Origin of the sequence: Burkholderia sp. BCC0506, from assembly GCF_902833145.1 — a bacterium.
Classification (GTDB): Bacteria; Pseudomonadota; Gammaproteobacteria; order Burkholderiales; family Burkholderiaceae; genus Burkholderia.
In genome coordinates this window covers 36,967-63,593 of sequence record NZ_CADFEN010000014.1, presented here as the reverse complement: position 1 = coordinate 63,593, position 26,627 = coordinate 36,967, and the positions used below count along the sequence as shown (strand labels likewise).

23 protein-coding genes are annotated in these 26,627 nt (G+C 69.2%); 7 read left to right on the top strand and 16 right to left on the bottom strand.

Features of this window, described 5'->3' with window-relative positions; genetic code table 11:
* Nucleotides 1–18: 18 nt before the first annotated feature.
* From HWX62_RS27695 to hutH, 10 genes are all read right to left on the bottom strand, one after another.
* Nucleotides 19–1,410, bottom strand: coding sequence for an aspartate aminotransferase family protein (locus HWX62_RS27695; protein WP_175932721.1), 1,392 nt, complete (start codon nt 1,408–1,410; stop codon nt 19–21).
* Nucleotides 1,411–1,438: 28 nt separating this feature from the next.
* The gene (locus HWX62_RS27690) at nt 1,439–2,776 is read right to left on the bottom strand and encodes a glutamine synthetase family protein (RefSeq protein WP_175932720.1); all 1,338 of its coding nucleotides are present in this window, start codon (nt 2,774–2,776) and stop codon (nt 1,439–1,441) included.
* Nucleotides 2,761–3,600 (bottom strand): gamma-glutamyl-gamma-aminobutyrate hydrolase family protein, encoded by an 840-nt coding sequence (locus tag HWX62_RS27685; protein ID WP_175932719.1) that lies wholly within the window; start codon nt 3,598–3,600, stop codon nt 2,761–2,763. Before HWX62_RS27685 ends, HWX62_RS27690 begins: the two co-directional genes overlap by 16 nt.
* Nucleotides 3,601–4,337: 737 nt before the next feature.
* The gene (hutG, locus tag HWX62_RS27680; protein WP_175932718.1) at nt 4,338–5,135 is read right to left on the bottom strand and encodes an N-formylglutamate deformylase; all 798 of its coding nucleotides are present in this window, start codon (nt 5,133–5,135) and stop codon (nt 4,338–4,340) included.
* Between the two features lie 60 nt (nt 5,136–5,195).
* Nucleotides 5,196–6,572 (bottom strand): formimidoylglutamate deiminase, encoded by a 1,377-nt coding sequence (locus HWX62_RS27675; RefSeq protein ID WP_175932717.1) that lies wholly within the window; start codon nt 6,570–6,572, stop codon nt 5,196–5,198.
* Nucleotides 6,573–6,682: 110 nt separating this feature from the next.
* On the bottom strand, nt 6,683–7,906 hold the full coding sequence (hutI, locus tag HWX62_RS27670; RefSeq protein ID WP_175932716.1) for an imidazolonepropionase: 1,224 nt from the start codon (nt 7,904–7,906) through the stop codon (nt 6,683–6,685).
* A gap of 4 nt (nt 7,907–7,910) precedes the next feature.
* Nucleotides 7,911–8,534: a HutD family protein gene (locus tag HWX62_RS27665; RefSeq protein WP_175932715.1), complete on the bottom strand. Its 624-nt coding sequence runs from the start codon at nt 8,532–8,534 to the stop codon at nt 7,911–7,913.
* 2 nt (nt 8,535–8,536) lie between these two features.
* Nucleotides 8,537–10,225 carry a urocanate hydratase gene (gene hutU / locus HWX62_RS27660; RefSeq protein WP_175932714.1) on the bottom strand — a complete coding sequence of 563 codons (1,689 nt, stop codon included), beginning with the start codon at nt 10,223–10,225 and terminating at the stop codon, nt 8,537–8,539.
* 39 nt (nt 10,226–10,264) lie between these two features.
* Nucleotides 10,265–10,960: a histidine utilization repressor gene (gene hutC / locus HWX62_RS27655; RefSeq protein ID WP_059578316.1), complete on the bottom strand. Its 696-nt coding sequence runs from the start codon at nt 10,958–10,960 to the stop codon at nt 10,265–10,267.
* A gap of 4 nt (nt 10,961–10,964) precedes the next feature.
* A complete protein-coding gene (gene hutH, locus HWX62_RS27650; RefSeq protein ID WP_175932713.1) occupies nt 10,965–12,488 on the bottom strand; it encodes a histidine ammonia-lyase in 1,524 nt (507 codons plus the stop codon).
* 213 nt (nt 12,489–12,701) lie between these two features.
* Between hutH and HWX62_RS27645 the strand changes: the two genes are divergently transcribed.
* The gene (locus HWX62_RS27645; protein ID WP_175932712.1) at nt 12,702–13,622 is read left to right on the top strand and encodes a glutamate/aspartate ABC transporter substrate-binding protein; all 921 of its coding nucleotides are present in this window, start codon (nt 12,702–12,704) and stop codon (nt 13,620–13,622) included.
* 21 nt (nt 13,623–13,643) lie between these two features.
* On the opposite strand, the gene HWX62_RS27640 is transcribed toward HWX62_RS27645, so the two are convergent.
* Together HWX62_RS27640 and HWX62_RS27635 are read right to left on the bottom strand one after the other, a co-directional pair.
* Complete coding sequence (locus HWX62_RS27640) at nt 13,644–14,399, bottom strand: 4'-phosphopantetheinyl transferase superfamily protein (RefSeq protein ID WP_175932711.1); 756 nt, start codon at nt 14,397–14,399, stop codon at nt 13,644–13,646.
* A gap of 124 nt (nt 14,400–14,523) precedes the next feature.
* Nucleotides 14,524–15,564: an alpha/beta fold hydrolase gene (locus HWX62_RS27635; RefSeq protein ID WP_175932710.1), complete on the bottom strand. Its 1,041-nt coding sequence runs from the start codon at nt 15,562–15,564 to the stop codon at nt 14,524–14,526.
* A gap of 238 nt (nt 15,565–15,802) precedes the next feature.
* Here HWX62_RS27635 and HWX62_RS27630 point away from each other — a divergent pair, with 238 nt between their 5' ends.
* The 3 genes from HWX62_RS27630 to HWX62_RS33250 all read left to right on the top strand — a co-directional run bounded on the left by HWX62_RS27630 (nt 15,803) and on the right by HWX62_RS33250 (nt 18,251).
* Nucleotides 15,803–16,744 (top strand): LysR substrate-binding domain-containing protein, encoded by a 942-nt coding sequence (locus HWX62_RS27630; RefSeq protein ID WP_175932709.1) that lies wholly within the window; start codon nt 15,803–15,805, stop codon nt 16,742–16,744.
* A 161-nt stretch (nt 16,745–16,905) separates the two neighbouring features.
* Entirely contained in the window at nt 16,906–18,138 is a 1,233-nt protein-coding gene (locus HWX62_RS27625; protein ID WP_175932708.1) for an MFS transporter, read from the top strand.
* The gene (locus HWX62_RS33250) at nt 18,129–18,251 is read left to right on the top strand and encodes a hypothetical protein (protein WP_006478335.1); all 123 of its coding nucleotides are present in this window, start codon (nt 18,129–18,131) and stop codon (nt 18,249–18,251) included. The genes HWX62_RS27625 and HWX62_RS33250 overlap by 10 nt, the downstream gene beginning before the upstream one ends.
* A gap of 162 nt (nt 18,252–18,413) precedes the next feature.
* Here the strand turns inward: HWX62_RS33250 and HWX62_RS27620 are convergent, their stop codons facing one another.
* Nucleotides 18,414–19,394 (bottom strand): acetyltransferase, encoded by a 981-nt coding sequence (locus tag HWX62_RS27620; protein ID WP_175932707.1) that lies wholly within the window; start codon nt 19,392–19,394, stop codon nt 18,414–18,416.
* A 731-nt stretch (nt 19,395–20,125) separates the two neighbouring features.
* Here HWX62_RS27620 and HWX62_RS27615 point away from each other — a divergent pair.
* Nucleotides 20,126–21,493, top strand: a complete 1,368-nt coding sequence (locus HWX62_RS27615; protein ID WP_175932706.1) for an MFS transporter — start codon at nt 20,126–20,128, stop codon at nt 21,491–21,493.
* Entirely contained in the window at nt 21,480–22,529 is a 1,050-nt protein-coding gene (locus tag HWX62_RS27610) for a beta-propeller fold lactonase family protein (RefSeq protein WP_175932705.1), read from the top strand. Before HWX62_RS27615 ends, HWX62_RS27610 begins: the two co-directional genes overlap by 14 nt.
* Nucleotides 22,530–22,604: 75 nt before the next feature.
* On the opposite strand, the gene HWX62_RS27605 is transcribed toward HWX62_RS27610, so the two are convergent.
* Nucleotides 22,605–23,642 (bottom strand): AraC family transcriptional regulator, encoded by a 1,038-nt coding sequence (locus HWX62_RS27605; RefSeq protein ID WP_175932704.1) that lies wholly within the window; start codon nt 23,640–23,642, stop codon nt 22,605–22,607.
* Between the two features lie 225 nt (nt 23,643–23,867).
* On the opposite strand from HWX62_RS27605, the gene HWX62_RS27600 reads away from it, so the two are divergent.
* On the top strand, nt 23,868–24,977 hold the full coding sequence (locus tag HWX62_RS27600) for a fatty acid desaturase (RefSeq protein ID WP_175932703.1): 1,110 nt from the start codon (nt 23,868–23,870) through the stop codon (nt 24,975–24,977).
* Nucleotides 24,978–24,999: 22 nt separating this feature from the next.
* Here HWX62_RS27600 and HWX62_RS27595 read toward each other — a convergent pair whose 3' ends face one another.
* Nucleotides 25,000–25,620 carry an HAD family hydrolase gene (locus tag HWX62_RS27595; RefSeq protein WP_175932702.1) on the bottom strand — a complete coding sequence of 207 codons (621 nt, stop codon included), beginning with the start codon at nt 25,618–25,620 and terminating at the stop codon, nt 25,000–25,002.
* A gap of 123 nt (nt 25,621–25,743) precedes the next feature.
* Nucleotides 25,744–26,610, bottom strand: coding sequence for a hypothetical protein (locus HWX62_RS27590; protein ID WP_175932701.1), 867 nt, complete (start codon nt 26,608–26,610; stop codon nt 25,744–25,746).
* Nucleotides 26,611–26,627 lie beyond the last annotated feature (17 nt).

Sequence of the window (26,627 nt, the reverse complement as noted above, 5' to 3'; positions counted from 1 at the left end):
TCGCCGCGCGACGCCCGCTCACGCCCGTCCGATCCGCTCCGCCGTCGCGTCGAACGCACGCTTCGCCTTGTCGACGATCTCGTCGACCTCCGCCTCGCGAATCACGAGCGGCGGCGACAGCAGCATCCGGTCGCCGGTCGCGCGCATGATCAGGTTGCCGTTGAAGCAGAAGTCGCGGCAGATCGTGCCGACGTCGACGTCCGCGCCGAAGCGCTCGCGCCGCCCCCGGTCGCGCGCCAGTTGAACGCCGGCGACCAGCCCCGCGCCCGCAATTTCCCCGACGATCGGATGGCCGCCCAGCGCGTCGCGCAGCCGGCGCTGGAAATACGGCCCGATGTCGGTCTTCACGCGCTCGACGATCCCTTCGTCGCGCAGCAGCTTCAGGTTCGCGACCGCGACGGCCGCCGCCACCGGGTGCCCCGAATACGTGAGCCCGTGATTGAATTCGCCGTTGTCGATGATCGGCCGCGCGACGCGCTCGTGAATGCCGACCGCGCCCATCGGCACGTAGCCCGACGTGAGGCCCTTGGCCATCGTGATCAGGTCGGGCTCGAAGCCGAAGTGCTGGTGCGCGAACCATTCGCCGGTGCGCCCGAACCCGCCGATCACCTCGTCGGCGACCAGCAGGATGTCGTACTTGCGGCAGATCCGCTGGATCTCCGGCCAGTACGTCGACGGCGGGAAGATCACGCCGCCCGCGCCCTGGAACGGCTCGCCGATGAACGCGGCGACGTTCTCCGCGCCGAGCTCGAGAATCTTCGCTTCGAGCTGCTGCGCACGCGCGAGGCCGAAAGCTTCGGGGGTGTCTCCGGGCTGCGCTTCACCGAAGAAATACGGCTGGTCGATGTGCACGATGTGCTCGACCTTCGACGGCATCTGCTCGTGCATGTAGCCCATCCCGCCGAGCGTGCCGCCCGCGATCGTGGAGCCGTGATAGCCGTTCTTGCGCGAGATCACATACTTCTTCTGCGGTTTGCCCTGCACGCGCCAATACTGATGCACGAGCCGCAGCACGGTGTCGTTGCCCTCCGAGCCGCTGTTGCAGTAGAAGAAGTGGTTGAAGCCGGCGGGCGTCACTTCCGCGAGCATCGCGGACAGCTCGATCACCGGCGGGTGCGTGGTCTTGAAGAACGTGTTGTAGAACGGCAGTTCCTGGATCTGGCGATAGGCGGCGTCGGCGAGCTCCTTGCGGCCGTAGCCGACGTTCACGCACCAGAGGCCGGCCATCCCGTCGATCACCTTGTTGCCGTCCGAGTCCCACAGGTAGACGCCGTCGGCCTTCACGATCACGCGGCTGCCGGCGCGGTTGAGCGCGCCCATGTCCGAGAACGGATGAATGTGGTGCGCGGCGTCGAGCGTGCGGTATTCGGCGGTCGAATGCGGCGAAAGGGCTTCGTTTCGATCGGTCATGTTTTCTCCGTCAAACAGCGCCGCACGCTTACACGTGCAGCAGCAGATGCCTGCGTTCCCACGAACTGATCACGCGGAAGAACGCTTCGTATTCGGTTTCCTTCAACGCCAGGTAGGCCTTCACGAACTTGTCGCCGAGGATGCCGGCGAGCGGCTCGCACGCGGCCATCAGCGAAATGCCTTCCTCGAGGTTGCGCGGCAGCTGATACGGCAGGTCGTAGCCGTCCGACGCGATCGGCTCGGTCGGCGCGAGCTGTTGCGTGATGCCGAGATAGCCGGCCGCGAGCGTCGCCGCGAGCGCGAGGTACGGATTGCAGTCGACGCCCGGAATCCGGTTCTCGATGCGTCGCGCGACGGGGCTCGACTGCGGAATGCGAAAGCCCACCGTACGGTTGTCGTAGCCCCACTGCACGTTGATCGGCGCGGCCATGAAGCGCGACAGGCGGCGGTACGAGTTGATGTACGGCGCGAAGATCGGCATCAGCGCGGGCGTGTATTTCTGCAGCCCGGCGAGATAGCTGTGGAACAGCGGCGAGACGACGCCGCCTTCGTCGGCGAACAGATTGCGTCCGGTGCGCATGTCCGCGAGGCTCTGATGAATATGCATCGCGGAACCCGGCTCGTTCTCCATCGGCTTGGCCATGAACGTCGCGTACATGTTGTGGCGCAGCGCGGCCTCGCGCACCGTACGCTTGAACAGGAACACCTGGTCGGCCAGCGACAGCGCGTCGCCGTGCATGAAGTTGATCTCCATCTGCGCGGCGCCGACTTCGTGAATCAGCGTCTCGATATCGAGGCCCTGCATTTCGCAGTACTCGTAGATGTCCTCGAACAGCGGATCGAACTCGTTGACGGCCTCGATCGAATACGACTGGCGCCCCGTTTCCGCGCGCCCCGTACGACCGACGGGCGGGCGCAGCGGCAGGTCGGGATCGGCGTTCATGTCGACCAGATAAAACTCCAGCTCGGGCGCCACGACCGGCTTCCAGCCCTTCGCCTCGTACAGGTCGAGCACGCGGCGCAGCACGTAGCGCGGCGAGATCTCCACCGGCGAGCCGTCGAAATGCACGCAGTCGTGGATCACCTGCGCGGTCGGATCGACCGCCCACGGGATCAGGCAGATCGTCGACGGATCGGGCACGCACACCATGTCGGGATCGGTCACGCCGGTCAGCGTGCCGTCCTCCGGATAATCGCCGGTGACGGTCTGCACCATCACGGCCTGCGGCAGGCGCATCGATTCGCCGGATTCGAACTTGTTGCGCGGAATGATCTTGCCGCGCGCGATGCCGGCCATGTCGGGAATGATCGCCTCGACTTCGGTGATGCGGTGCTGACGCAGGAATTCGCTCAGTTCGGGTTGCATGATCGGTCTCGTTGGTCGATATCGATGTCGGATGCGGCCGACGACGCCATCGCGCCACCGGCCCCATGAAGGCGGTGCGTCATGTGCGTGCGGCACGCCGCGCCGAATGCCGCAAAGATGTCGCGCGACAGCGGCTGCTCCGCATAGCGCCATTCGGGATGCCACTGCACGCCGAGCGCGAACGCACGCGCGCCGCGCACGCTGACGGCTTCGACGAGCCCGTCGGGCGCGCTTGCTTCGACGGCGAGCCCCGCACCCAGGCGCGCGATGCCCTGGTCGTGCAGCGAATTGACGGTCGCCTCGCGCGCGCCGCGCGCGATCCGCTGCAGCAGGCCGCCCGGCGCAAGCTGCACGACGTGCGCGGGACCGTACTGCCGTTCGAGCGGATCGGCCGGCCGTTCGCGATGGTCGTCGAAGCCGGCCATCGCGTGCAGCCGCTGATGCAGCGTGCCGCCGTACGCGACGTTCAGCTCCTGCATGCCGCGGCAGATCGCGAGCACCGGTACGCCGGCGTCGATCGCCGCGCGGATCAGCGGCAACGCGGTCGCATCGCGCGCCGGATCGTGCAGCGTGTCGGGCGCGCTCGCGGCGCCGCCGTAATGATGCGGCTCGACGTTCGAATAGCTGCCGGTCAACAGCAGCCCGTCGATCGCCGCGACGATCGCGTCGGCCGGCTGCCGCGCGCCGAGCGCGGGCAGCACGAACGCCAGCGCGCCGGCGCCGTCGACGACCGCGGCGAGGTACTTCTCGCCCGCCGTGTGGTTCGGATGGGCGCCGCGCAGGATGCGGTCGGCGGTGACGGCTACGATCGGTCGCGCACGCATCGGCGTCTCTCCGGTGATGGCGCGCGACACGCTCGCGCGCGCAACGATGCAGGTTCGCGGGCGCGCCGCACCGGCGTGCAGTCGCGCCGCCGGGCAAACACCGGGGCAGGCGCGGTCCTGCCGCGCGGATGCGGCGGCAACCGGCGGTGCGGCCCGGGACGGAAGCGGAAAGGGACGCTAGGGCAACAACGATGCGCTGCCGTCGCACTGCACCGCGCTGCACAGGTGCGCGGTCACGAGATTGAAGCGGCGCGGGCCGCGATGGGAAATGGCGAAGAAGCGAGGCTCGCGTAACGGGGCGGCGCGCGTGCCGCGATCAGCATGCCGGTTCGGCCCGGCCTGAGGCGGCGCGCCCGCCGACGGACTTCGCGTCCGGCGTATCGAAGGGCTGGCGGCTTTCACGATCGTACTCGACTGACTGATGGAGGCAGGACACGTGTCGCAATGCCGCGTGGCGACACGTCAGCAAGATGTCTCGCAGCGGATTCCGGCGCAGTCCGGCCATCGTCGATGGCCTCGTCGCCGGTGCGCGCGTGACGACTTCCTGACATTCAGCTTATATCAACTAAAAATTGCGTCAAATTTTCAGGTGCCGATGACGACATCGGTCAGACGAAAAAAACGGCATCGATCGCGTGGATCGATGCCGTTTTGTGCATTGCATCGGCTTGCCCGCTATGTGCCGACGGGGCGGGACGCACCGCCGCGCCGCGCTGCCGCATCGCGGCGGCCCGTGCTCAACGATGCGCGAGCGCGGTTTCGACGAGCGTCTGCAACAGCGGCACGATCCGCGCGGCACGCGCTTCGTCGTACGCGTACGGACGCGTCTCTTCCATGTAGGTGATCTGCGACAGTTCGAGCTGCACGGCCTCGACGCCGGTATCGGGCACGCCATAGTGACGCGTGATGTAGCCGCCCTTGAAGCGCCCGTTCGCGACGGCCGTATAGCCGCCGTGCGCGAGCACGCGCGCCGCCAGCGCCTGCGCGAGGCCGGGCGCCGCACTTGCGCCGCTCGACGTGCCGAAGTTGAAGTCCGGCAGGCGGCCGTCGAAGAAACGCGGCACGTGCGAGCGGATCGAATGCGCTTCCCACACGAGCACGCGGCCGTGTTCGCCCTTCAGGCGCGCGATCTCGCGTTGCAGCGCGTCGTGATACGGCAGCCAGTAGCGGTCGCGGCGACGCATGATCTCGTCGTTGCCGGGCAGCGCGTTCGCCGGATACAGCGGCGCCTTGTCGAACGTATCGACCGGCACGAGCCCGGTCGTGTCCTGCCCCGGATACAGGTTCTCGTTGTCGGGCGGACGGTTCAGGTCGACGACGTAACGCGCATGCGACGGCACGAGGATCGATGCGCCGAGATCGGCCGCGAAACCGTACAGCCGCTCGAGATGCCAGTCGCAATCGTCGACGAAGCGCGCGTCGGGCGTCATCGTCGCGGCGATGTCGTCGGGAATGTACGTGCCTGCGTGCGGAATCGAGATCAGCAGCGGCAGCGTGCCCTGCTTCAGCGTGAATACAGCCGGTTGTTCAGTCATGTCGCCTCACCGTAAGAGTCAGCCGGCGCACGCGTGCGGCGTGCGCCGGTTGCCGCGCGTTCAGCGCAGCAGTTGCGCCAGCGCGGCGCGGTAGTCGGCATACGCGGCGGCTTCGTCGCGATGGCGACGGCCGCTCACGACGCGCTCGCCGCCCGTGTAGACGTCGAGCACCGGCGTCTCGCCGTGCTCGGCGAACACGATGCCCGACAACCATGCCGCGCTGCCGTGCTCGGCGATCGCCGGATGGTCGGGATCGAGCACGAGCCAGTCGGCGCGACAACCGGCGCGCAGCGCACCGATGCGCCGCCCGCTCGCCTGCGCGCCGCCCGCGAGCGACGCATCGAACAGGCGATCGGCGACGTGCGCCTGCGATTCGCTCGCCAGCACGTTGCGCGCGCGATGCACGAGCCGCTGCCCGTATTCGAGCAGGCGCAGCTCCGAGCGCCAGTCGACCGACACGTGGCTGTCCGAGCCGACGCCGATCACGCCGCCTTGCGCGAGATAGTCGACGGCCGGGAACACGCCGTCGCCGAGGTTCGCTTCGGTCGTCAGGCACAGGCCCGCGACCGCGCGACGCTTCGCGAGCGCTGCCGTCTCGGCCGCGTCGACGTGCGTCGCATGCACGAGGCACCACCGCGCATCGACGTCGAACCGATCGAGCAGCCATTGCACGGGGCGTGCGCCGTAGGCCCGCACGCAGTCGTCGACTTCGGCCGTCTGCTCGGCGATATGGATATGCACCGGCGCATCGTCGGGCAGGCCTTCGAGCACCGTACGCAGCCCGTTCTCGGACACCGCGCGCAGCGAGTGCGGCGCGACGCCGTAGCGCAGCCCGCCATGCTCGGGCGCCGCGCGACGCATCGCGTCGAGCAGTTCGAGCACGCCGTCGGGCGTGTTGATGAAGCGGCGCTGATCGTCGCGCGGCGGCTTGTTGCCGAAGCCGGCGAACTGGTACGACACGGGCAGCATCGTGATGCCGATGCCGGCCGAGCGCGCGGCATCCGCCACCCGCGTGCCGAGCTCCGCGATGCGCGGATAGCGCGAGCCGTCCTGCGCGTGATGCACGTAATGGAATTCGCACACCGACGTGTAGCCGCACTTGAGCATTTCGACATACAGCCAGCGTGCAATCGCCGCGAGCGCGTCGGGCGTGATCTTCAGCGCGAAGCGGTACATCAGGTCGCGCCAGCTCCAGAAGCTGTCGGCAGGATTCGCGCGGTATTCGGTGAGCCCCGCCATCGCGCGCTGGAACGCGTGCGAATGCAGGTTCGGCATGCCGGGCAGCACCGGCCCGGCCGCGCGTGCGACGCCCGCCGGTGCGTCGGTGTCGGGTGTCACGTCGGTCAGCGTGCCGGCCGTATCCCAGCGCAGCAGCACGTTGCGGCGCCAGCCCTCGGGCAGGTAGGCATGGTCCGCGAACAACAGGGTGTCGGTCATTGCGAGTCCTCGTCGACCGGAGGCCGGGCGCGCTTGCGCACCGGTCCGGTCCCATGCAAAACGTCGGCCGGGCCGGGTCCGTCACGACCCGGCCCGAACCGCCGCGAAACTTATCCGTTCATCCGGCGGAACACGGTCGTGCCGCCGCGTACGACCTGCTCGCACAGCGGCCGGCCGATCCAGTACGCGAGCTCGGCGAGCGAGCCGACCGACCACACGGCGAAGTCGGCCTGGCGACCGACCTCGAGCGCGCCGTGGCGATCCGCGCGGCCGAGCGCCGCGGCGGCATGGCGCGTGACGCCCTGCAACACCTCGGGCACCGTCATGCGGAACAGCGTGCAGCCCAGGTTCAGCGTCAGCAGCAACGATTCGAGCGGCGACGTGCCGGGGTTGTGGTCGGTCGCGAGCGCGATCGGCACGCCGTGCTTGCGCAGCAGCGCGATCGGCGGCAGTTGCGTTTCGCGGATGAAGTAGTACGCGCCGGGCAGCAGCACGGCGACCGTGCCGGCCGCCTTCATCGCCTCGATGCCGGCTTCGTCGAGAAATTCGAGGTGGTCGGCCGACAGCGCGCGGTAACGCGCGGCGAGCGCCGTCCCGCCCGCATTCGACAGTTGCTCCGCATGCAGTTTCACCGGCAGCCCGCGCCGCGTCGCGGCCTCGAACACGCGCTCGGTCTGCGCGAGCGAAAAGCCGATGCGTTCGCAGAACACGTCGACCGCGTCGACGAGCCCTTCGTCGGCCAGCGCCGGCAGCATGCGGTCGCACACTTCGTCGATGTACGCATCCGCGCGCCCCGCATATTCGGGCGGCAGCGCATGCGCGCCGAGGAAGGTCGTGTAGACGGTGACGGGAAAACGCTCGCCGAGCTGGCGCGCCACACGCAGCATCTTGCGCTCGCTCGCGAGGTCGAGCCCGTAGCCGGACTTGATCTCGATCGCGGTCACGCCTTCGGCGAGCAGCGGCTGCAGGCGCGCGGCGGCCTGCACGAACAGCGTCGTCTCGTCGGCCGCGCGCGTCGCGCGCACCGTCGACACGATCCCGCCGCCCTGCCGCGCGATTGCCTCGTAGCTGACGCCCGCGAGGCGCTGCGCGAACTCGTCGGCGCGCGTGCCGCCGTACACGAGGTGCGTATGGCAGTCGACGAGGCCCGGCGTCACCCACGCGCCGTGCAGGTCCTCGCGCCGCCAGTGCGCATAGCCGTGCGGCAGCGCGGACCATGCGCCGAGCCACGCGATCGTGCCGGTTTCGTCGACGGCGATCGCCGCGTCGTCGATCGTCTCGTCGGGATGGCCGTGCGGACACAGCCTCAGGTGATGCCAGACAGTCGGTTTCATGCGTTCAGTCTCGTTCGCCGACGGCAAGCGTGACGGCGAGCAGCGCGCCGCCTCCGCTCACGACGACGTCAAACGCACGCCGCGGCCCGTCGAGCCGCAACGTGTCCATGTCTTCCAGCGCGTAGTGCGCGCCGTCGATGTCGACGCCCACCGCACCGGCCGCGCAAAACAGCAGCACGGTATCGGCCGGCGCGACGCGGTGCGCGCCCGCACGCCACACGTCGAGCGCGCCCCGTGCGGCCGAGCGGCGCGTCATCAGGTTGAAGTCGCGCGTCGCGCCGTCGTGCAGCGTCGCGTCGATCGCCGTCTCGCCCGCGAAGTCGGCACGCGCGAGCGGCGTATCGAGCACGTGCTTCACCCCGCCCGCTTCGGCGAGCGTCATGCCCGCGCCGGACAGCAGCACGAGCGTGCGGTCGACGCCATCGAAACGCGAGAACGGCCCGGCCGTGCCGACGTCCGCGACGCTCACGCGCCACGCGAACGCGTCGAGGGCCGCGCCGGGCGGGAACGCGCCGATCTCGCGCGTGACACCGCCGCCGTTCTTCCACGGCGACGCGACGAGATCCGCCGCGCGAATCAGCACGGCGGCCAGCGTCGCGCTCACCGGCGCCGGGTCGAGCGCCGTCATGCTCAGCGGCCGAGCATCGGCAGCTTCAGGCCGGCTTCGCGGGCCGTCTGCTGCGCGAGTTCGTAACCGGCATCGGCATGGCGCATCACGCCCGTGGCCGGATCGTTCAGCAGCACGCGACCGAGACGCTCGTGCGCGTCGGCCGTGCCGTCGGCGACGATCACGACGCCCGAGTGCTGCGAGAAGCCCATGCCGACGCCGCCGCCGTGGTGCAGCGACACCCACGATGCGCCGCCTGCCGTGTTCAGCAGCGCGTTCAGCAGCGGCCAGTCGCTGACGGCGTCCGACCCGTCCTTCATCGATTCTGTCTCGCGGTTCGGGCTCGCGACCGAACCGGTGTCGAGGTGGTCGCGGCCGATCACGATCGGCGCCTTCAGTTCGCCGTTCTTCACCATCTCGTTGAACGCCTGGCCGAGGCGATAGCGATCCTTCACGCCGACCCAGCAGATCCGCGCCGGCAGGCCCTGGAACGCGATGCGCTCGCGCGCCATGTCGAGCCAGTTGTGCAGGTGCGGATCGTCGGGGATCAGCTCCTTCACCTTCTGGTCGGTCTTGTAGATGTCCTCCGGATCGCCGGACAGCGCGACCCAGCGGAACGGGCCCTTGCCTTCGCAGAACAGCGGACGGATGTACGCCGGCACGAAGCCCGGGAAGTCGAATGCATTCTCGACGCCCATTTCCAGCGCCATCTGGCGGATGTTGTTGCCGTAGTCGAGCGTGGCCGCGCCGCGTTCCTGCAGCGCGAGCATCGCGCGCACCTGGACGGCCATCGACTGCTTCGCGACGTTCACGATGCTCTGCGGATCGACCTTCTGCGCCTCGCGCCATTGCGCGACGGTCCAGCCTTGCGGCAGGTAGCCGTTGATCGGGTCGTGCGCGCTCGTCTGGTCGGTCACGCAGTCCGGCGTGATGCCGCGCGTGACGAGTTCCGCGAACACGTCGGCCGCGTTGCCGAGCAGGCCGACCGACACCGGCTTGCCGGTGCGCTTCGCTTCCTCGATCATGCCGAGCGCTTCGTCGAGCGTCGTCGCCTTCTTGTCGACGTAGCGCGTCTTCAGGCGGAAATCGATGCGCGTCTCGTCGCATTCGACCGCGATCATCGAGAAGCCGGCCATCGTCGCCGCGAGCGGCTGCGCGCCGCCCATCCCGCCCAGGCCGCCCGTCAGGATCCAGCGGCCCGACGGATCGCCGTTGAAGTGCTGGTTCGCGACCGAGAAGAAGGTTTCGTAGGTGCCCTGCACGATGCCCTGGCTGCCGATGTAGATCCAGCTGCCAGCCGTCATCTGGCCGTACATCATCAGGCCCTTGCGGTCGAGCTCGTGGAAGTGATCCCAGTTCGCCCAGTGCGGCACGAGGTTCGAGTTCGCGAGCAGCACGCGCGGCGCGTCCTTGTGCGTGCGGAACACGCCGACCGGCTTGCCCGACTGGATCAGCAGCGTTTCGTTTTCCTCGAGATCCTTCAGCGACGCGAGGATCTGGTCGTAGCATTCCCAGTTGCGCGCCGCGCGGCCGATGCCGCCGTACACGACGAGCGCATGCGGATGCTCGGCGACTTCCGGGTCGAGGTTGTTCTGGATCATCCGGTAGGCCGCTTCGGCCAGCCAGGTCTTGCAGGTCTTTTCGCTGCCGCGCGGCGCGCGGATCGTGCGCGTCGGGTCGAGGCGGGGATCGATGTGTTTCGGATGGTTCATGACGACTGCTCCCGAAGGAAATTGAAGATCATTAAGAAATCAGAAATGCCCGGTGAAGCGATAACGGCTGCCGGGATGCCACAGATTCGCCACCGAGGCGACGACGCCCTGCGACCAGGTGCGCCGATGTAAAACCAGACACGGCTCGACGTCGTCCATCCGCAGCTGCTCGCGCCGCTCGGGCGCCGGGGCCGCCGCTTCGATCCGGTACTCGACGCGCTGCAGCGGCGCCGCGCGCATCAGGTACAGGTTCGGCGTCGTATTCGTGAAATCCTGCTCGGCGTAATCCGGCGCGACCGCCGGATTCACCCACCGTTCTTCGAGCTGCACCGGCTCGTCGTTCTCGAAGTGCAGCACCTGCGAATGAAACAGCTTCGTGCGCACGGCCACCTGCATCTCGTCGGCGAGGGCCTCGTCGGCGCGGATCGTGTCGAGCCCCAGCACGCTCGCGCGATACGCATGCCCGCGCGCGCCGACTTCCTCCGAGATGCTGCGGATCGCGACCAGCGTCGACTCGTACTTCGGCCGCGCGACGTAGGTGCCCGCGCCCTTCATGCGCGTGAGCACCTGCTCGGCCGTCAATTCGCGCAACGCGCGGTTGACGGTCATGCGCGCCACCTTGAACTCGCGCGCCAGCTCGTTCTCGGACGGCACCTGGTCGCCCTCCTCCCACTCGCCGGCGTGGATGCGGGCCAGGATGAAATCCTTGATCTCCTGGTAGACCGGCGCGCTCATCGGCTTACTGTTCCGATGCGAACGAGAACGGTGCGACCTTCGCGAACGCGCGCTCGCCGACGAGCTTCGCGATCGCCGCGATGTCCGGGGCGAAGTAGTGGTCGAGTTCGTAGTGCGCGACCTTGCTGCGGATCGTCTCCATCACCGGCGCGAGCTTCGGGCTCGTGTGATACGGCGCACGCAGGTCGACGCCTTGAGCGGCGGCCAGCAGTTCGATCGCGAGGATGTGCTTGGTGTTGTCGGCGATGTCGGCGAGCTTGCGCGCGGCGAACGTCGCCATCGACACGTGGTCTTCCTGGTTGGCCGAGGTCGGCAGCGAGTCGACCGACGCCGGATGCGCGAGCGTCTTGTTTTCCGACGCGAGGGCGGCAGCCGTCACGTGCGCGATCATGAAGCCGGAGTTCACGCCGCCGTCCTTCACGAGGAACGGGGGCAGGCCCGACAGCGTCGCATCGATCAAGAGCGCGATGCGGCGTTCGGCCAGCGCGCCGATTTCCGATGCGGCCAGCGCGAGGTTGTCGGCCGCGAACGCGACGGGCTCGGCGTGGAAGTTGCCGCCCGACAGCACTTCGCCGGTGTCCGGGAAGATCAGCGGGTTGTCCGACACGGCGTTCGCTTCGACCAGCAGCACGTCGGCCGCATGGCGCATCTGGTCCAGGCACGCGCCCATCACCTGCGGCTGGCAGCGCAGGCTGTACGGGTCCTGCACCTTGTCGCAGTCGCGGTGCGACTGGTTGATCGGCGAGCCTTCGAGCAGTTCGCGGTACGACGCGGCCGCGTCGATCTGGCCTCGATGGCCGCGCAGTTCGTGGATGCGTGCGTCGAACGGCTTCACCGAACCGGCGGCCGCGTCGACCGACAGCGCGCCGGCGACGAGCGCCGTGCGGTACAGGTCTTCGATCGCGAACATGTTGTCGAGCGCGAGCGCGGTCGATGCCTGCGTGCCGTTCAGGAGCGCGAGGCCTTCCTTCGCCTGCAGCGTCAGCGGCGCGAGGCCCGCGACGCGCAGACCGTCGAGCGCGCTCGCGCGCTCGCCGCGGATGAACACTTCGCCGACGCCGAGCAGCACGGCCGACATGTGCGCGAGCGGCGCGAGGTCGCCCGATGCGCCGACCGAGCCCTTCACCGGGATCAGCGGCAGCACGTCGGCGTTGAACAGCGTGATCAGCGCGTCCATCACTTCACGGCGGATGCCCGAGTGGCCGCGGCCGAGGCTCGACAGCTTCAGCGCCATCAGCAGGCGCACCGACGAACGCGCCATCGGCTCGCCCACGCCGACCGCGTGCGACAGCACCAGGTTCTTCTGCAGCAGTTCGAGCTGGTCGTGCGGGATGTGGGTGCTGGCCAGACGGCCGAAGCCCGTGTTGATGCCGTAGGCCGGCTCACCCTTCGCCGCGATGTCGGCGACGGCCTTCGCGCCCGCATCGATCTTCGCGAAGCTCGCCGGGTCGAGCTTGAGCTGCACGGATTCGCGGGCGATCTGGCGCAGTTGCGGGAGGGTCAGGTGGCCGGGGGTCAACGTAATCATGTGAGCAATCCTGTCTAGACAAGTTCGGAATGGATTGAAGTGTAGCCACGTCAACTTGTCTAGACAACCTGTTTTTCATTATTCCGGCCTCGGGAATTTCCCTGATGTCCGGCGCGGCCCGCGGCACCGGCTCGTCAAGTCGACCAATTAACATATGTTGCAGTTATTTTGTTTTTGGCAACATACGAATCACCCATCGACTTGGAGACCACCATGCCCTTCCCGTCCCGACTCGCCGCCCGGCTCGGCCGCCCCCTGCTCATCGCCGCGTGCGCGCTCGCGTGTGGCGCGTCCGTCGCCGCGGAGCCGCTGTCCGGCACGCTCGACAAGATCCGGCAGGCCAACCTGATCTCGATCGGCCATCGCGAAACGTCGGTGCCGTTCTCCTACGTCGACGCCGGCGGCAAGGTGATCGGCTTCTCGCAGGACCTGTGCGAGCGCGTGATCGCCGCTGTGAAGGCGCGCACCGGCAAGCCGGACCTGCAGGTGCGCTTCGTTCCGGTCACGTCGCAGAACCGCATTCCGCTCGTGCAGAACGGCACCGTCGATCTCGAATGCGGCGTGACAACCAACCTCGCCGCGCGCCATGCGCAGGTCGCGTTCTCGACCACCTTCTTCGTCGCGACGACGCGTCTGCTCACGCGCACGACGTCGGGCATCCGCGACTTCCCCGATCTCGCCGGCAAGACGGTCGTGACGAACCAGGGCACGACGTCCGAGCGCCTGCTGCGCAAGATGAACGAGGAAAAGAAGATGAACATGCAGATCATCAGCGCGAAGGACTACGGGGAAGGACGGCTCACGCTCGAATCGGGCCGCGCGGCCGCGTACATGATGGACGACGTGCTGCTCGCGGGCGTGCGCCAGCTCGCCGCGAAACCGGCCGACTGGCAGATCGTCGGCACGCCGCAATCGTCGGAAGCCTACGGATTCATGCTGCGCAAGGACGATCCGCAGTTCAAGGCGCTCGTCGACGGCGCGCTCGTGCAGTTGATGAAAAGCGGCGAGATCAACGCGCTGTACGACAAATGGTTCATGAAGCCCGTACCGCCGAAGGGGCTGGCATTCGACTTCCCGATGAGCGACGTGATCAAGGCACGCTATGCGGCGCCGAACGACGCGCCGCTCGAGTAAGCGCCGCGCGTCGACACCGGCTTACGCGCGCGTCCACGCGACGCACGCCGCGTAGCCGGGCGCCGCGTCGAGCCACGCCGCGTCGAACGCCGCGACGCCGGCGGCGGGCGCGGCCGGCTCGACGATCGTCGTCGCGGGCGTCGCCGCGTCGCGCGGCGGTACCACCGCGAACGCGCGCAACCCGCCGACGATGCCGGTGCCGAGCGCCTTGAGCAGCGCCTCCTTCGCGGACCACACCCGCATGAATTCGCGCTCGCGCGCGTCGGGCGGCAGGCCGTCGAGATACGCGGCCTCGGCGGGTGCGCACACTTCGCGCGTCAGCGCGCGCCAGTCCGCCACGCGGTTGCAGCCCTCGATATCGACACCGACGCGGCCCGCCGGCGCCCACGCGACCAACGCATGGTCGCCCGCATGCGACACGTTGAAGTCGAGCGACGCGCGATGCGCGCGGTCCAGCGACGGCCGCCCCGATGCATCGACGACGATCTCGACCGCGCGCGGGGCGACGCCGAGCGCCGCGCCGAGCACGTCGCGCAGCGCGGCGCGCGTCGCGGCGCTGCGTACCGCATCCTCGTGCCGCAGGAAACGCGCGGCGCGGGCGCGCTCGTCGTCGCTCAACGCCGCATACGCGGGCGACACGAGCGGCACGCGCCAGTCGAAATCGACGCGCGCGACCTGCACGCCGGCGCGCGCCGCCGCGGGCGGCACGTCGACGGCGTGCACGCGCCATGCGCGGTGCGTTGCAACGGGAGAAGCGGGATCGGACGGAATGGACATCGGCGTACGGCAGCCTGTGCGCTAACACGAAACGTCCGATGTTAATCGATCGCGCCGGCGGGCGGCCGCCGCGGTACGCTCGCAAATCGAACGGGCACGGTGCGATGCGTTCGCGTATGCCCGATCATCCGTGCGCGGCCCTGCCCGGCGCGCCGCTCCCGGTCAGCCGTCCGCGCGATGCCGGATGCAGCGCATGCACGGCGCCCGGCGCATCGGCCGGCAGCACGCCGTGTTCGAGCCAGTAGAGCGCGACGGGCCACAGCGTGTCGGTGAAGCGGCTGTGGAAAAACGCGAAATGACCGATCGCGTCGACCCCGATGTCGGCCGGCGCGATCCGCAGATGCGTGACGTGGCTGCCCGTGTAATAGCGGACCAGCCGTTCGATCGCGTCGACCGTGCCGAACGCGTCGTCGTCGAGGCCGATCGCGAGCATCGGCGCGGACAGCCCCGCGAAGCGCGCCGGCAACGCGGCGCGGCTCGCCGCGCTGTCGTCGAGCACGCTGCCGATGTAGCCATCCTCGAAACGCGGCCGCGAACGCGCCCAGGACAGCGCGACGCCGCGCGGCGTGTCCTCCATCCAGCCGAGCCGCTTCGCGGGCACGTAGCCGAACACGGCCGCGATCGCGGGCATCGCGACGTGCCACTTCCACCACATGCGGCGCCGCTCGGCCGGCAGATAATCGCGCCAGTACGCATACTGCGCGCCGACGGTCACCGCATGCCGCACGTGCACGTTCGATGCCGCGAGGCCGAGCACGCAGCCGCCGATGCTGTGCGCGACCACATCGAGCGGCTGGCCCGGAAACGCGTCGCGTGCATAGTGCAGCGCGGCTTCGCAATCGAGCCGCCCCCAGTCGAGCCAGTTCGCGTCCAGCTTCGCGAGTTGCGCCGGGCGTGACCCGCCGATGCCGCGATAGTCGTAGACGAGCACGTCGCGCCCCTGCGCGAACAGCCAGGCCGCGAAACGAAAGTAGTAGTCGCAACGCACCGACGTCGCGCAATTGACGACCGTCACGGGCCGCCCCGCGCCGCCGCCGCGATGGCGCCAGACATGGCCGCGCAGCGCGTAACCGTCGGCCGCGTGCAGCGTCACGGGTTCGGGCGGCAACGCGCCCGCCGCGCGAGCGTCCTGCGCCGTTCCGCTTGCTTCGCTCGAAATCGTCATCGTGTCTCCTGTCGATTCCCAGTTAGCGCTTTAGCGCTTACTGGGATCCCATGCATCGCTGTCGATTCCCAGTTAGCGCTTCAGCGCTTACTGGGATCCCATGCATCGCTGTCGATTCCCAATTAGCGCTTCAGCACTTGCTCGGGCCCCAAGCATCGCGATCCACCAGCCTCCATTGAACTTGACGCGTGCCGCGTTCTCAACCAATCTTGCTGCTCCGTTCGCATGAGTCACGCGCATGTCGACGCCACTCGTCCGTCTCCCGTCGCTCGATCTCGTCCGCGGTTTCGTCGCCGTCGGCCGCCGCATGAGCATCACGCTCGCCGCGCAGGACCTGTGCGTCACGCAGTCGGCGGTCAGCCGCCAGGTCCATGCGCTCGAAGCGCATCTCGGCGTGACGTTGCTGCAGCGCGGCTACCGGAAGATCGCATTCACGCCGGAAGGCGAACGGCTGTTCCGCGTCGCGGATGCGGCGCTGCACGGCCTGCAGGACACCGTCGCGTCGCTCGCCGCCGCGCGCGAGCGCCAGCCCGTGACGATCACGGCCAGCATCGGCGTGACCGCGCTATGGCTGCTGCCGCGGCTCGGGCGACTGCAAGCGCGCCTGCCCGGAATCGATCTGCGCGTCGCCGCGAACGACAAGGTACTCGATTTGCGCGCAGAGGGCATCGACCTGGGCATCCGCTACTGCCCGCGCGAGCGCGCGCCGGCCGGCGCGCTGCGCCTGTTCGACGAGATCGTCGTGCCGGTCGCGCATCCGGCGCTCGCCGCGCGGCCGGTCACGAGCGCGGCCGCGATCGCCGATCACGTGCTGCTCGAATTCGACGGGCCGCCGCAACCGCAATTGCAGTGGCACGCTCACCTGCATGCGGCCGGGCTCGGCGACGCGCGCCCGAAAGGCGTGCTGCGCTTCAACCAGTACGACCAGGTGATCCAGGCCGCGATCGCGGGCCAGGGCATCGCGCTCGGCCGGCTCGCGCTCGTCGCGCCGATGCTCGCCGACGGCCGGCTCGCGGTGCTCGGGCCGCACACGCAGACGCTGTCGGAGACGTACGGCTACTGGCTGTTCCAGCACGATCCTGCGCCGCGCCGCGAAGTCGCGGACGTGCGCGACTGGATGCTCGCCGAAGCGGCCGAATGCGATGCGGCGATGCACGCGCACGACACGACGTCGGCCTGAGCCGAGGCCGTGCCGATGCGCGTGCGGGCGGACAGGCCCCCCTTCGCATTCCCGTCACGCATGCCAACCCGACCGAATGATCGCTTGAGCGACGGCGCCCCCGCTCGTCTAATCGGATCGAGCGCGGCCGTTTCGCCGCGCGCCTTCATCCGGAGACACGCATGACCCCGATCGAGCAGGAAGTCCGGCGCCGCTGGCTGCCTGTGCTGGCAGGCGGCCTCATCATGGGCGTGGCGCTCGGCATCCGCCACGTGCAGGGCCTGTTCCTCGCGCCCGTCTCGCTCGACCACGGCTGGTCGCGCGAAGCGTTCGGGCTCGCGCTGGCGCTGCAGAACCTGATCTGGGGCGTCGCCCAGCCGTTTACCGGGATGGTGGCCGACCGCTTCGGCTCGGTGCGCGTGATCGCCGCCGGCATGCTGCTGTACGCGGCCGGGCTCGTCACGATGGCGCATGCGGCCACGACCGGCCTCTTCACGGTCGGTGCCGGGCTCGTGATCGGCATCGCGCTGTCGGGCTCCGCGTTCGCGTCGATCTATGGCGCGCTGAGTCGCCTCTTTCCGCCCGACCGGCGCGGCTGGGCGCTCGGGGTCGCCGGTGCGATCGGCGGGCTCGGCCAGTTCTGCATGGTGCCCGTCGCGCAGGAACTGATCGGCGGCATCGGCTGGCGGCACGCGTTCATCGCGCTGGCGCTCGTCGCCGCGCTGCTCGCGCCGCTCGCCGTGCTGCTGCGCGACCGGCCCGCGCAGGCGGCCGGCGCCGCCGCCGGCTCCGACCAGTCGATCGGCGAAGCCGTGCGCGAAGCGTTCGCGCATCGCGGCTTCTGGCTGCTGAACGCGGGTTTCTTCGCATGCGGCTTCCAGCTCGCGTTCATCGCGACGCACCTGCCCGCGTACCTGCTCGACCACGGGCTGCCGGCACGCCACGCGAGCGTCGCGCTCGCGCTGATCGCGCTGACCAACGTGGCCGGCACCTACGCGTGCGGCCATCTCGGCGGGCTGCTGCGGCGCAAGTACGTGCTGTCGGTGCTGTACCTCGTGCGCGCGTTCGCGATGGCCGCGTTCGTCGCCGTGCCGCTGTCGCCCGCGAGCGTCTACGTATTCGCGGCCGTGATGGGGTTCACGTGGCTCGGCACGGTGCCGCTGACGAACGGCGTGATCTCGCAGGTGTTCGGCGTGCGCTACATCGCGACGCTATTCGGCTTCGTGTTCTTCGGGCACCAGCTCGGCAGCTTCTTCGGCGTGTGGCTCGGTGCGCTCGTGTACGACGCGACGCACTCGTACCTGCCGCTGTGGATCGGCTCGATCGCGCTCGGCGTGCTCGCGGCGCTGCTGCACCTGCCGATCGACGACGCACGCGTCGCCCGCCCGGCAGCGGGCAACGCGGCATGGGCATGATCCGCGCGGCGCTGGCCGCCGGCACGCTCGCGTTCGTCGCCTGGTGCGGCGCGGCCTACTTCGATTCCGGCGTCGCGTACGCGCTGCTCGAGCACGTCGCGTTCTGCAATTGATGCGGCAAACCGCGACGCATGGTCAGCGGCGCTTCGGCAACGCGGCCAGCGCATCGAGCGCATGGCCGGCGCAATGCCGAACGCATCGACCCACGCTGCGGCGGCCCGACGGGCCGCCCGTGCTCGCCGGTACAACCGCCGATCCAGCCACGATGCATCGCGTCAATCGAGCCGGAACGCGGCCTCGAAGCGCTCGGCAAACGCATCGAACTCGGCTTCCGGCAGATGGTTGATGCCGCCCGCGCGCTTGCGCCCGCCGCCGGTCGCGAAGCCGCGGCAGAATTCGTCCGCACCGATCGGCCGGCCGTCGGGCACGCGCACGCTGACGACGAGCCCGCCGCCCGCGCACGGCGACAGCACAGCGAGCGCCGCATGCGGCGCATCGCGCATCCGCTCGTTGGCGAGCATGCCGGTCGCGCGCCGCGCCCACGGCCGATCGGGCATCCGGACCAGTGTCGCGCCCGGCACCTCGCGCAGCGGCGCAAGCGCACGCGCACGCGCCATGTCGTCGCGATAGCCGTCGCGCAACGCGGCGAACACGGCCGTCTCGCGCACGAAATCGAGCGGATCGATGCACGGCAGCATCGCATCGGCGAGCGCCGCCGGATCGAAATGCAGATCGCCGACGCACTCGCCGTATGCGTTGTAGTTCAGGTAAAGCCCGAGTTCGGCGAGCATGCAACGCTCGGCTTCGTCGATGCCATGCTCGCGCGCGAGCGCGTCGCCAAGCGCCGGCAGTTCGTCGCCGAATGCCGCGACGATCGCCCAGCGCACATGCCGGCCGCCGAGATAGCGGTTCACGATCGCGCTCGTGCAGACGTCGGCCGCCGTGTCGATATGCGCGTCGAAGCGCGGATGGTCCGGCAGCGCGCCTGCGAAGTGATGGTCGAAGTAGCGAACGGTCGCGCCGTCGCGCAGCAACCGCGCGCACGCGTCGCGGTTCTGGTCGTGCGACACGTCGAGCACGGTGACGAGGTCGCCCGCGCCCGCGTCGATGCGCTCGAGCAGCCGGATGTCGCGCTTCACGCCGGTCACGAGCGTGCCGTGCACCCGTTCCGCGAGCCGCAGTTGCTGAAGCGCGCACAGGCCGTCCGCGTCGCCGTTGAACGCGAAGACGTGCCGCGCGTACTGGTTGTCCTGCATGATCCGTTGCTCCATCGTCGAGGCATGAAATCGCCGCCGTTCGCGCCGGGCATCGCGGCCGATTTCGCGAACGCGATGACGGGCGCGATGCGCGATGCCACGACGCGCCTCTCCGCCAACCCGTCGTCGGCAGCCGCCTGCCGGAAATACGTCTGCATCGCACGCCGCCCATCCCGCCCGCGCGGATGCCGTTCGCGCGAATGCCGCACACACCGGTGCGCGCGCCCCGTATTTTGCCGCAACCGCGAGCGCGCCCTTCAATGAGCGTAGCCGGGCTGGCCTGCAAACGGCTTGCGGGTCGCCCGCGTGCCGATCGTCGCGACCGCGCCGCGGCCGTTTCATGTACGGCACGACTTCGCGCATGCGCGCCAGCATGCGAAACATGCGGGTATCGAGCATCGTCCTCGTCGAGGTGGGCTCTCTTCACCCGGCTCCGGGATACGTGCCGTGCACGAATACGTTGCGTCGACCGCGCACTTTCCGCTGACGTGGCCGGCCGGCTGCTGAATTGGCGATTGCCGCGATGCCGCCTCATGTCATACGTCATCAGATGTTTAAGCGCACGTTCTGCTTTTCGAGCGCCCCCGATATCGGTGAAATCACGGGTAAACCCGCTAGTTCATCCCCGATACTCGGGCGTACCATGTCATACGACGACATACTACATAGATCACCCCAAGACGTCGACGCGGGCTGCCGGCCCGCCCGCCGCCGCCCGACCGGAGACACAGTTGAACCCGCCCTCGCCCGCCCTGTCCGGCCGCGACCCGCTCGCGTCCGCCGTCTCGAAAGTGAAGTGGCACGTGCTGCCGCTCGTGCTGATCATGTTCATCGCGAACTACATCGATCGCGTGAACGTCGGCTTCGTCGATCGCCATCTCGAAGCGTCGATCGGCATCGGCGCGGCCGCGTACGGGCTCGGCGCCGGGCTCTTCTTCGTCGGCTACGCGCTGTTCGAAGTGCCGTCGAACCTGCTGATGCAGCGCTACGGCGCGCGCGTCTGGCTCGCGCGGATCATGGCGACGTGGGGCATCGTCGCGGCCGCGATGGCGTTCGTGTGGAACGACACGTCGTTCTACGCGCTGCGCTTCCTGCTCGGCGCGGCCGAGGCCGGCTTCTTCCCCGGCGTCGTGCTGTACCTGTCGCAGTGGCTGCCGCCGCAGGAACGCGGCAAGGCGATGGCGATCTTCCTCGGCGGCTCCGCGTTCGCATCGGTGCTGTCCGGGCCCGTCACGGGCGGCCTGCTGTCGATCCGCGGCTTCGGCCTCGAAGGCTGGCAATGGATGTTCCTGATCGAAGGGCTGTTCTCGGTCGCGCTGTGCGGCGCGAGCTGGCTGCTGCTGAAATCGCATATCCGCGACGCGACGTGGCTCACGGCCGAAGAACGCACGGCGCTCCAGAACGCGCTCGACGACGAGCGCGCGACGCGCGACGTCCGCTCGCACGTGCCGATGCGCGCCACCACGCTGCTGCGCGATCCGCAGATCGTGCTGTTCTGCTTCCTGTACTTCTCGATCCAGTTGACGATCTACGCGGCCACGTTCTGGCTGCCGACCCTCATCCGCAAGATGGGCGGCCTCACCGATTTCCAGGTCGGCCTGTACAACACGATTCCGTGGATGATCGCGATCGGCGCGATGTACGGCTTCGCGGTGCTGTCGTCGAAGTGGAAGCATCCGCAGCGCTGGCTCGCGTTCGCGCTCGTGCTCGCCGCGTGCGGGCTGTTCGCGTCGACGTCGCCCGATCCGGTGTGGTCGTTCGCGTCGATCTGCTTCGCCGCGCTCGGCTTCAAGGCCGCGGCGTCGCTGTTCTGGCCGATCCCGCAGGGCTATCTCGACACGCGCGTGGCCGCGGCCGTGATCGCGCTGATCAACTCGGTCGGCAACCTCGGCGGCTTCGTCGCGCCGACGGCCTTCGGTTATCTGAAGCAACATACGGGTTCGATCACGGGCGGCCTGTATGCGCTCGCGATCGCTTCGCTCGTCGCCGCGCTCGCCGCGCTGTTCGCGCGCACGCACCGGCGCAGCGATCCGCCGCGCGGGCTGCCGGCCGACGAATCCTTCACGCACGCTTCGATGCTCCGCCATGCCGAACACTGACCGCCTGACCGTCGTCGTCTCGAATGCCGCCGACGGCGACCTCGCCACGTTCTCCCTCGCCGGCGACGGCACGCTCGCGCCGCTCGCCCGCTATCCGGCCGCCGACGTCGCGATGCCGATCGCCGTGCAGGCCGACCGCGCGCGGCTCTACGTCGCGACACGCGGCACGCAGCCGACCATCGTCGCGTTCCGCGTCGCCGCCGACACGGGCGCGCTCGCCCGCATCGGCACGACCGCGATCGACGCGAGCCATGCGTACCTGTCGCTCGACCGCAGTGGCCGCTGGCTGCTCGGCGCATCGTACGGCGGGCATTCGCTGAGCCTCTACGACGCGGCGCGCGTGCGCGACGGCGACGGGACGCCGCGGCAAGTCGCGGGCGGCATCGCGAACGCGCACGCGGTGATCGTGTCGCCCGACAACCGTTTCGCCTATGTCAGTTCGCTCGGCTCGGACCGCGTGTTCGGCTTCGCGCTCGTCGAGGACGCGGCCGGCCTGCGCGCGGTCGAACATGGCGAAACGCGCGTGCCGGCCGGCTTCGGCCCGCGTCACCTGCGGTTCGCGGATGACGGCCGCACGCTCGTCGTCGTCAGCGAATTCCAGGCGACGCTCGCCACCTTCGCACGCGACACCGACACCGGCCGGCTCGGCGACGCACACGTGAGCGCGCGCCATCCTGCCGTCACGGGACTCGCGCCAGGCCATGCGCGTCCGCCCGCCCCCGCCGAACCGTCCGTATGGGCCGCCGATCTGCACCTGACGCCCGACGCGCGCTTCGCGTACGTCAGCGAGCGCACGTCGAGCCGGTTGCTCGGCTATCGCCGCAACGACGACGGCGCGTTCGAGCCCACGCAGGCGACGGCCACCGAGACGCAGCCGCGCGGGTTCGCGATCGATCCGTCGGGGCGCTGGCTCGTCGCCTGCGGCGAACGGTCGGAACACGTGGCCGTGTATGCGATCGCGCCGGACGACGGCGCGCTGTCGCTGCACACGCGCGTGCCGGGCGGACGCGGCGCGAACTGGGTCGCGATCGTCTGAAGGCGTGACGGTTCGAAGGTTTGAAGAAGCATCCGCGCCTGCGCCCGCACCGGCATGCCGATGCGGGCGCAACGTTCAGCGCCGCTCGCTCGGCGCAACACCCGTCCAGCGTTTGAACGCGCGCGTGAAATTGGCGCGGTCGGTATAGCCGACGCGCGCCGCGATCTCGTCGACCGGCAGCCGCGTGCCTTCGAGCAGCCGCAGCGCATCGCGCAGCCGGATCTCGTCGAGCAGCGCCGAATAGGTCGCGCCGTATTCGGCCAGCTTGCGCTTGAGCGTGCGCGCCGACACGTGCAGCTCGCGCGCAATGTCGTCGACCGACGGATAGCCGCCTTCGCCGCAGATCAGCAGATTGCGCACGCGCTCGACGATGCTCTCCGCATAGCCGAGCCGCGCGAGTTCCGCCTCGCACTGCTGGACGATCATCTGCGCGGTCTGCGCGTTCGCGGTGCCGATCGGCTCGTCGAGCAGCGCGGCGTCGCAGCGGATGCGGTTCGCGCTCGCGTCGAAATGGCAGCGCGGCAGCCGCGCGCGATAGCGCTCGAACCACGGCGGCTCCGGCCATTCGAAATGGAGCTCGGCACGCGAGCGCAGCGTGCGCCCCGGCGTCGGATCCAGCAGCGAATTGAACAGGATCGCCGTCTCGACCAGAAAGTTTTCCATCGCGAACTGGCGCAGCCGGCCGAGCGCAAACGCTTCGAACACGTCGATGTCGACGATGCCGTCGAGCTGCGCGAGCCGCACCGAGAAAAACGGCACGCGCGTCGGCAGGTAGCGGATGCCCAGCGCGATCGCCTCGCCGAGCGTCGCGCAGCTCATCAGCCCGAAGCCGATCAGCCCCGCTTTCGTCAGGCTGCTGCGCAGGCCGATCTCGATCGCGATCGACGGATCGCCGGTCGCGTCGAGCAGGTTGAACACGATCGCCGCCTGCTGCAGCGGCGTGATGCGCGCATCGGGCTGCGCGAGCCGGCCGCGCTCGACGCCCGAGCCGGCGAGAATGCGCCCGCCGTCGATGCCGCGCTCCTCGGCCAGCATCAGCATGAACAGCGCATACGCGGACGACACCGTCGCCTTGTTCAACTGGCGCGCGGCATCCGGAACGGACAGGACCATGCGGCTCACTCCGGGCGGTTTCGGCGGATTGTAGCGTCGCTGGCCCGCAATGACACCACGGCGGCACTCTAGCCTTGCAGCAGCGCGTCGGACGCCGCACGGCCGGCCAACGTGGCCCGAAATGACACCATCCTTGGCACCGACGGCCCTCGCATGCGCTGCGGCACGCGCCTATGCTTGTCACATCGGCACTGCGCCCCACTCTTTCCGCACGGATCCCGGTCGATGAGCCCACCCGCACGAACCGCCTTTCGCCACGACGCAGACAAGGTCGCGTACGTCCGCCGCGAAGTGAACGCCGCAAGCGACGCGATCCGCGCGCGTTTTCCGCTGCTCGACAACCAGAACCTCGTCGGCGCGACCGTCATGGCCGCGTCGGTCAGCGCGATGCTCGCGATCGCGTGGCTGTATGCACGCGGCGCGATCGCGTGGTACGTCGCACTGCCGCTCGCCGCGTTCGTCACGTCGCTGATCCACGAGCTCGAGCACGACCTGATCCACCTGATGTACTTCAAGAAGACGCCGTGGGCGTATCACCTGATGATGGCGCTGTGCTGGCTCACGCGGCCCGGCACGATCAACCCGTGGACGCGGCGGCGCATGCATCTGCATCACCACAAGGTGTCGGGCGGCGAATCGGATCTCGAGGAATTCGGCATCACCAACGGCGAGCGCTGGGGCGTCAAGCGCCTGCTGATGATCGCCGACGGCATGCTCGCCGTCGTGCTGCGGCCGGCCGCGATGCGCCGCAAGGTGAAGCAGTACGTGGCCGCGCAACCGGTGCGGGATCCGTCCGAGCGCCTGCAGTTGCGCGTCGAGCAGCTGTCGTCGTACATGCCGGTCGGTCACCTGTACTACGCGCTGTGGCATGCGTTCATCGTCTATCACGTCGGCCTGTTCGCGCTGCATGCGTTCGGCGTCGCGATGACGGTTCCCGCCGTCGTCGAGCGCGCGATGAGCGTCGTCGATTTCCTGGCGGTGGTGTGGCTCGGGCCGAACTTCGTGCGCAGCTTCTGCATCAACTTCGTCAGCTCGAACATGCACTATTTCGGCGACATCGATTCGCGCAACGTGATCCAGCAGACGCAGGTGCTGAACCCGTGGTGGATGCTGCCGTTCCAGCTGTTCTGCTTCAATTTCGGCAGCACGCACGCGATCCATCACTTCGTGGTACGCGATCCGTTCTACATCCGCCAGCTGACCGCGCGCACCGCGCATGCGGCGTTGCGCGAAGTCGGCGTGCGCTTCAACGACGTCGGCACCTTCGCCCGTGCGAATCGCTGGGGCAGCTATCGCCCGTCTCGCCGCACGCACGACGTGCAGGCCGACGCGTAACGCCGGCGGCGCGAGAGCGTCATCAGGCGTCGATCGGCGGCATCGGCCCCTGCCCGCGAATCCACGCCCAGTTCGCGAGTTCGGCCATTTCCTTGTCGCCGCGGCTGTCGCCGTATGCGAACAACTGCTTCGGCGGCCGGTCGCCCCACCATCCGCGCAGCCGCACGACCTTCTGCGGCCCCCAGCAGTTCTCGCCGTCGAGCCGCCCGGCGAAGACGCCGCGCTCGAATGCGAGCCGCGTCGCGAGCACCGCGTCGAAGCCGGCCGTCTTCGCCCACTTCTCCAGATACAGCGACGGCGACGCGCTGACCAGCACGACTTCGTGCCCGCGCGCGCGGTGCTCGCGAATGCGCTCGAGCATTTCCGGACGCACGAGGCTCGGCAGATAACCGTCGACGAACCGGCGCGCGTGCGCGTCGAGCGCGTCTTCACGAATCGGTCCGAACGCGAACGACGCGAACTTCGCCTTCGCGTCGCCGCGCGACAGCACCCCGGCCTTCATCGCGACGATCCACGGCAGCGCGCGCAGCCCGGCCCACGCGAAACGCGGCGTGCCGACCGTCTGGCGGACGAAGTGGCGAAAGCTGTCGGTGGTCGTGATGGTGCCGTCGAAATCGAAGGCGGCGACGATGCGGTCGGTCATGGAGAATCGGCGGGAAAGCGATGAGATGCCCGGGAAGATAGCAGACTCGCGCCCACCCGCGCGAAACCGTGTCGCCTGACGCGACAGCGCGCGCACCGAAGCGCGTGCGGCCGGATCGTTCGCTCAGCGCGGCGGCCGCGCGGCCAGCGCCGCCGGCAGCACGACGTTCATCAGGTGATCGGCGCGCGACAGCAGGTCGGTCACGCGCTCGTCGAGCCCGCGCAGTTGCGCCGGCTGCATCCGGATCTGCTGGACGGCCTGCCCGACGATGTTGCGACGGTCGAACAGCGTGCGCTCGACGCCCGCATCGTCCGGCGCGCGCACGACGTCCGACACCGCGCTCAACGCGGCGAGCACGACCACGAGGTTTTCCTCCGCATCGCGAACCTTCGCGGCCAGTTCCTCGGTGCGGCGCGGGAAGAAACCGAGCGACTGCTTCAGCGCGCCGAGCGCCGCGCGATAGTCGACCTCGCCGGAGGCGCCGCCGAACCAGCGTTCGAACAGGCCGGCCTTGCGCGTCGCCTGCGCGAGCATCCCGGCCATCATGTCGGCCGCGCCGAGTTCGTTGAATTCGCGCGTCGTCGCCGCGACCGCTTCGACGAGGTTGCCGGCCGTCTCCAGCGCGCCGTCGCCGATCGTCGCGACCGTCGCGAGCTTCAGCGGCACCAGTTGCCGGATATGCCGCTCGATGCGCGGCGCGTAGTCGGGATAGAGATTCGGAAAACTGGCCTGTGCGGCGCGGAAGCACGCTTCGAGCTGCGGATGGTTCGATTCGCCGAACAACGCGCGACCGACCGCGTCGGCCGGCGCCGTACGCGCGGCTTGAGCCGACGCGGGCGCCGGCCCGAGATCGAGCGCCCGCGGAGCCGGCCGCGCCGGCGCACCGGGCACGCCGGCCGCGGCCGGCGCGTCGAACGCAAGACGCCCGGGCGTGCGCTCGGGCGTCGTATCGAACTCGAGCCGCTTCGGCTCGTCGGACGGATTCGTCATCGCTGCTTCCTGCCCGG

Excerpts from the sequence above, each read along its gene's own strand:
- HWX62_RS33250 (WP_006478335.1), top strand. The coding sequence starts at position 18,129 with ATGGGCATGATCCGCGCGGCGCTGGCCGCCGGCACGCTCGCGTTCGTC.
- HWX62_RS27590 (WP_175932701.1), bottom strand. The coding sequence starts at position 26,610 with ATGACGAATCCGTCCGACGAGCCGAAGCGGCTCGAGTTCGATACGACG.
- HWX62_RS27645 (WP_175932712.1), top strand. The coding sequence starts at position 12,702 with ATGCCCTTCCCGTCCCGACTCGCCGCCCGGCTCGGCCGCCCCCTGCTC.
- HWX62_RS27630 (WP_175932709.1), top strand. The coding sequence starts at position 15,803 with ATGTCGACGCCACTCGTCCGTCTCCCGTCGCTCGATCTCGTCCGCGGT.
- hutH (WP_175932713.1), bottom strand. The coding sequence starts at position 12,488 with ATGATTACGTTGACCCCCGGCCACCTGACCCTCCCGCAACTGCGCCAG.
- HWX62_RS27600 (WP_175932703.1), top strand. The coding sequence starts at position 23,868 with ATGAGCCCACCCGCACGAACCGCCTTTCGCCACGACGCAGACAAGGTC.
- HWX62_RS27595 (WP_175932702.1), bottom strand. The coding sequence starts at position 25,620 with ATGACCGACCGCATCGTCGCCGCCTTCGATTTCGACGGCACCATCACG.
- HWX62_RS27605 (WP_175932704.1), bottom strand. The coding sequence starts at position 23,642 with ATGGTCCTGTCCGTTCCGGATGCCGCGCGCCAGTTGAACAAGGCGACG.
- hutC (WP_059578316.1), bottom strand. The coding sequence starts at position 10,960 with ATGAGCGCGCCGGTCTACCAGGAGATCAAGGATTTCATCCTGGCCCGC.
- HWX62_RS27620 (WP_175932707.1), bottom strand. The coding sequence starts at position 19,394 with ATGCAGGACAACCAGTACGCGCGGCACGTCTTCGCGTTCAACGGCGAC.
- HWX62_RS27690 (WP_175932720.1), bottom strand. The coding sequence starts at position 2,776 with ATGCAACCCGAACTGAGCGAATTCCTGCGTCAGCACCGCATCACCGAA.
- HWX62_RS27695 (WP_175932721.1), bottom strand. The coding sequence starts at position 1,410 with ATGACCGATCGAAACGAAGCCCTTTCGCCGCATTCGACCGCCGAATAC.
- HWX62_RS27675 (WP_175932717.1), bottom strand. The coding sequence starts at position 6,572 with ATGACCGACACCCTGTTGTTCGCGGACCATGCCTACCTGCCCGAGGGC.
- HWX62_RS27635 (WP_175932710.1), bottom strand. The coding sequence starts at position 15,564 with ATGACGATTTCGAGCGAAGCAAGCGGAACGGCGCAGGACGCTCGCGCG.
- hutU (WP_175932714.1), bottom strand. The coding sequence starts at position 10,225 with ATGAACCATCCGAAACACATCGATCCCCGCCTCGACCCGACGCGCACG.
- HWX62_RS27665 (WP_175932715.1), bottom strand. The coding sequence starts at position 8,534 with ATGACGGCGCTCGACCCGGCGCCGGTGAGCGCGACGCTGGCCGCCGTG.
- hutG (WP_175932718.1), bottom strand. The coding sequence starts at position 5,135 with ATGACTGAACAACCGGCTGTATTCACGCTGAAGCAGGGCACGCTGCCG.
- hutI (WP_175932716.1), bottom strand. The coding sequence starts at position 7,906 with ATGAAACCGACTGTCTGGCATCACCTGAGGCTGTGTCCGCACGGCCAT.
- HWX62_RS27685 (WP_175932719.1), bottom strand. The coding sequence starts at position 3,600 with ATGCGTGCGCGACCGATCGTAGCCGTCACCGCCGACCGCATCCTGCGC.
- HWX62_RS27625 (WP_175932708.1), top strand. The coding sequence starts at position 16,906 with ATGACCCCGATCGAGCAGGAAGTCCGGCGCCGCTGGCTGCCTGTGCTG.
- HWX62_RS27640 (WP_175932711.1), bottom strand. The coding sequence starts at position 14,399 with ATGTCCATTCCGTCCGATCCCGCTTCTCCCGTTGCAACGCACCGCGCA.
- HWX62_RS27610 (WP_175932705.1), top strand. The coding sequence starts at position 21,480 with ATGCCGAACACTGACCGCCTGACCGTCGTCGTCTCGAATGCCGCCGAC.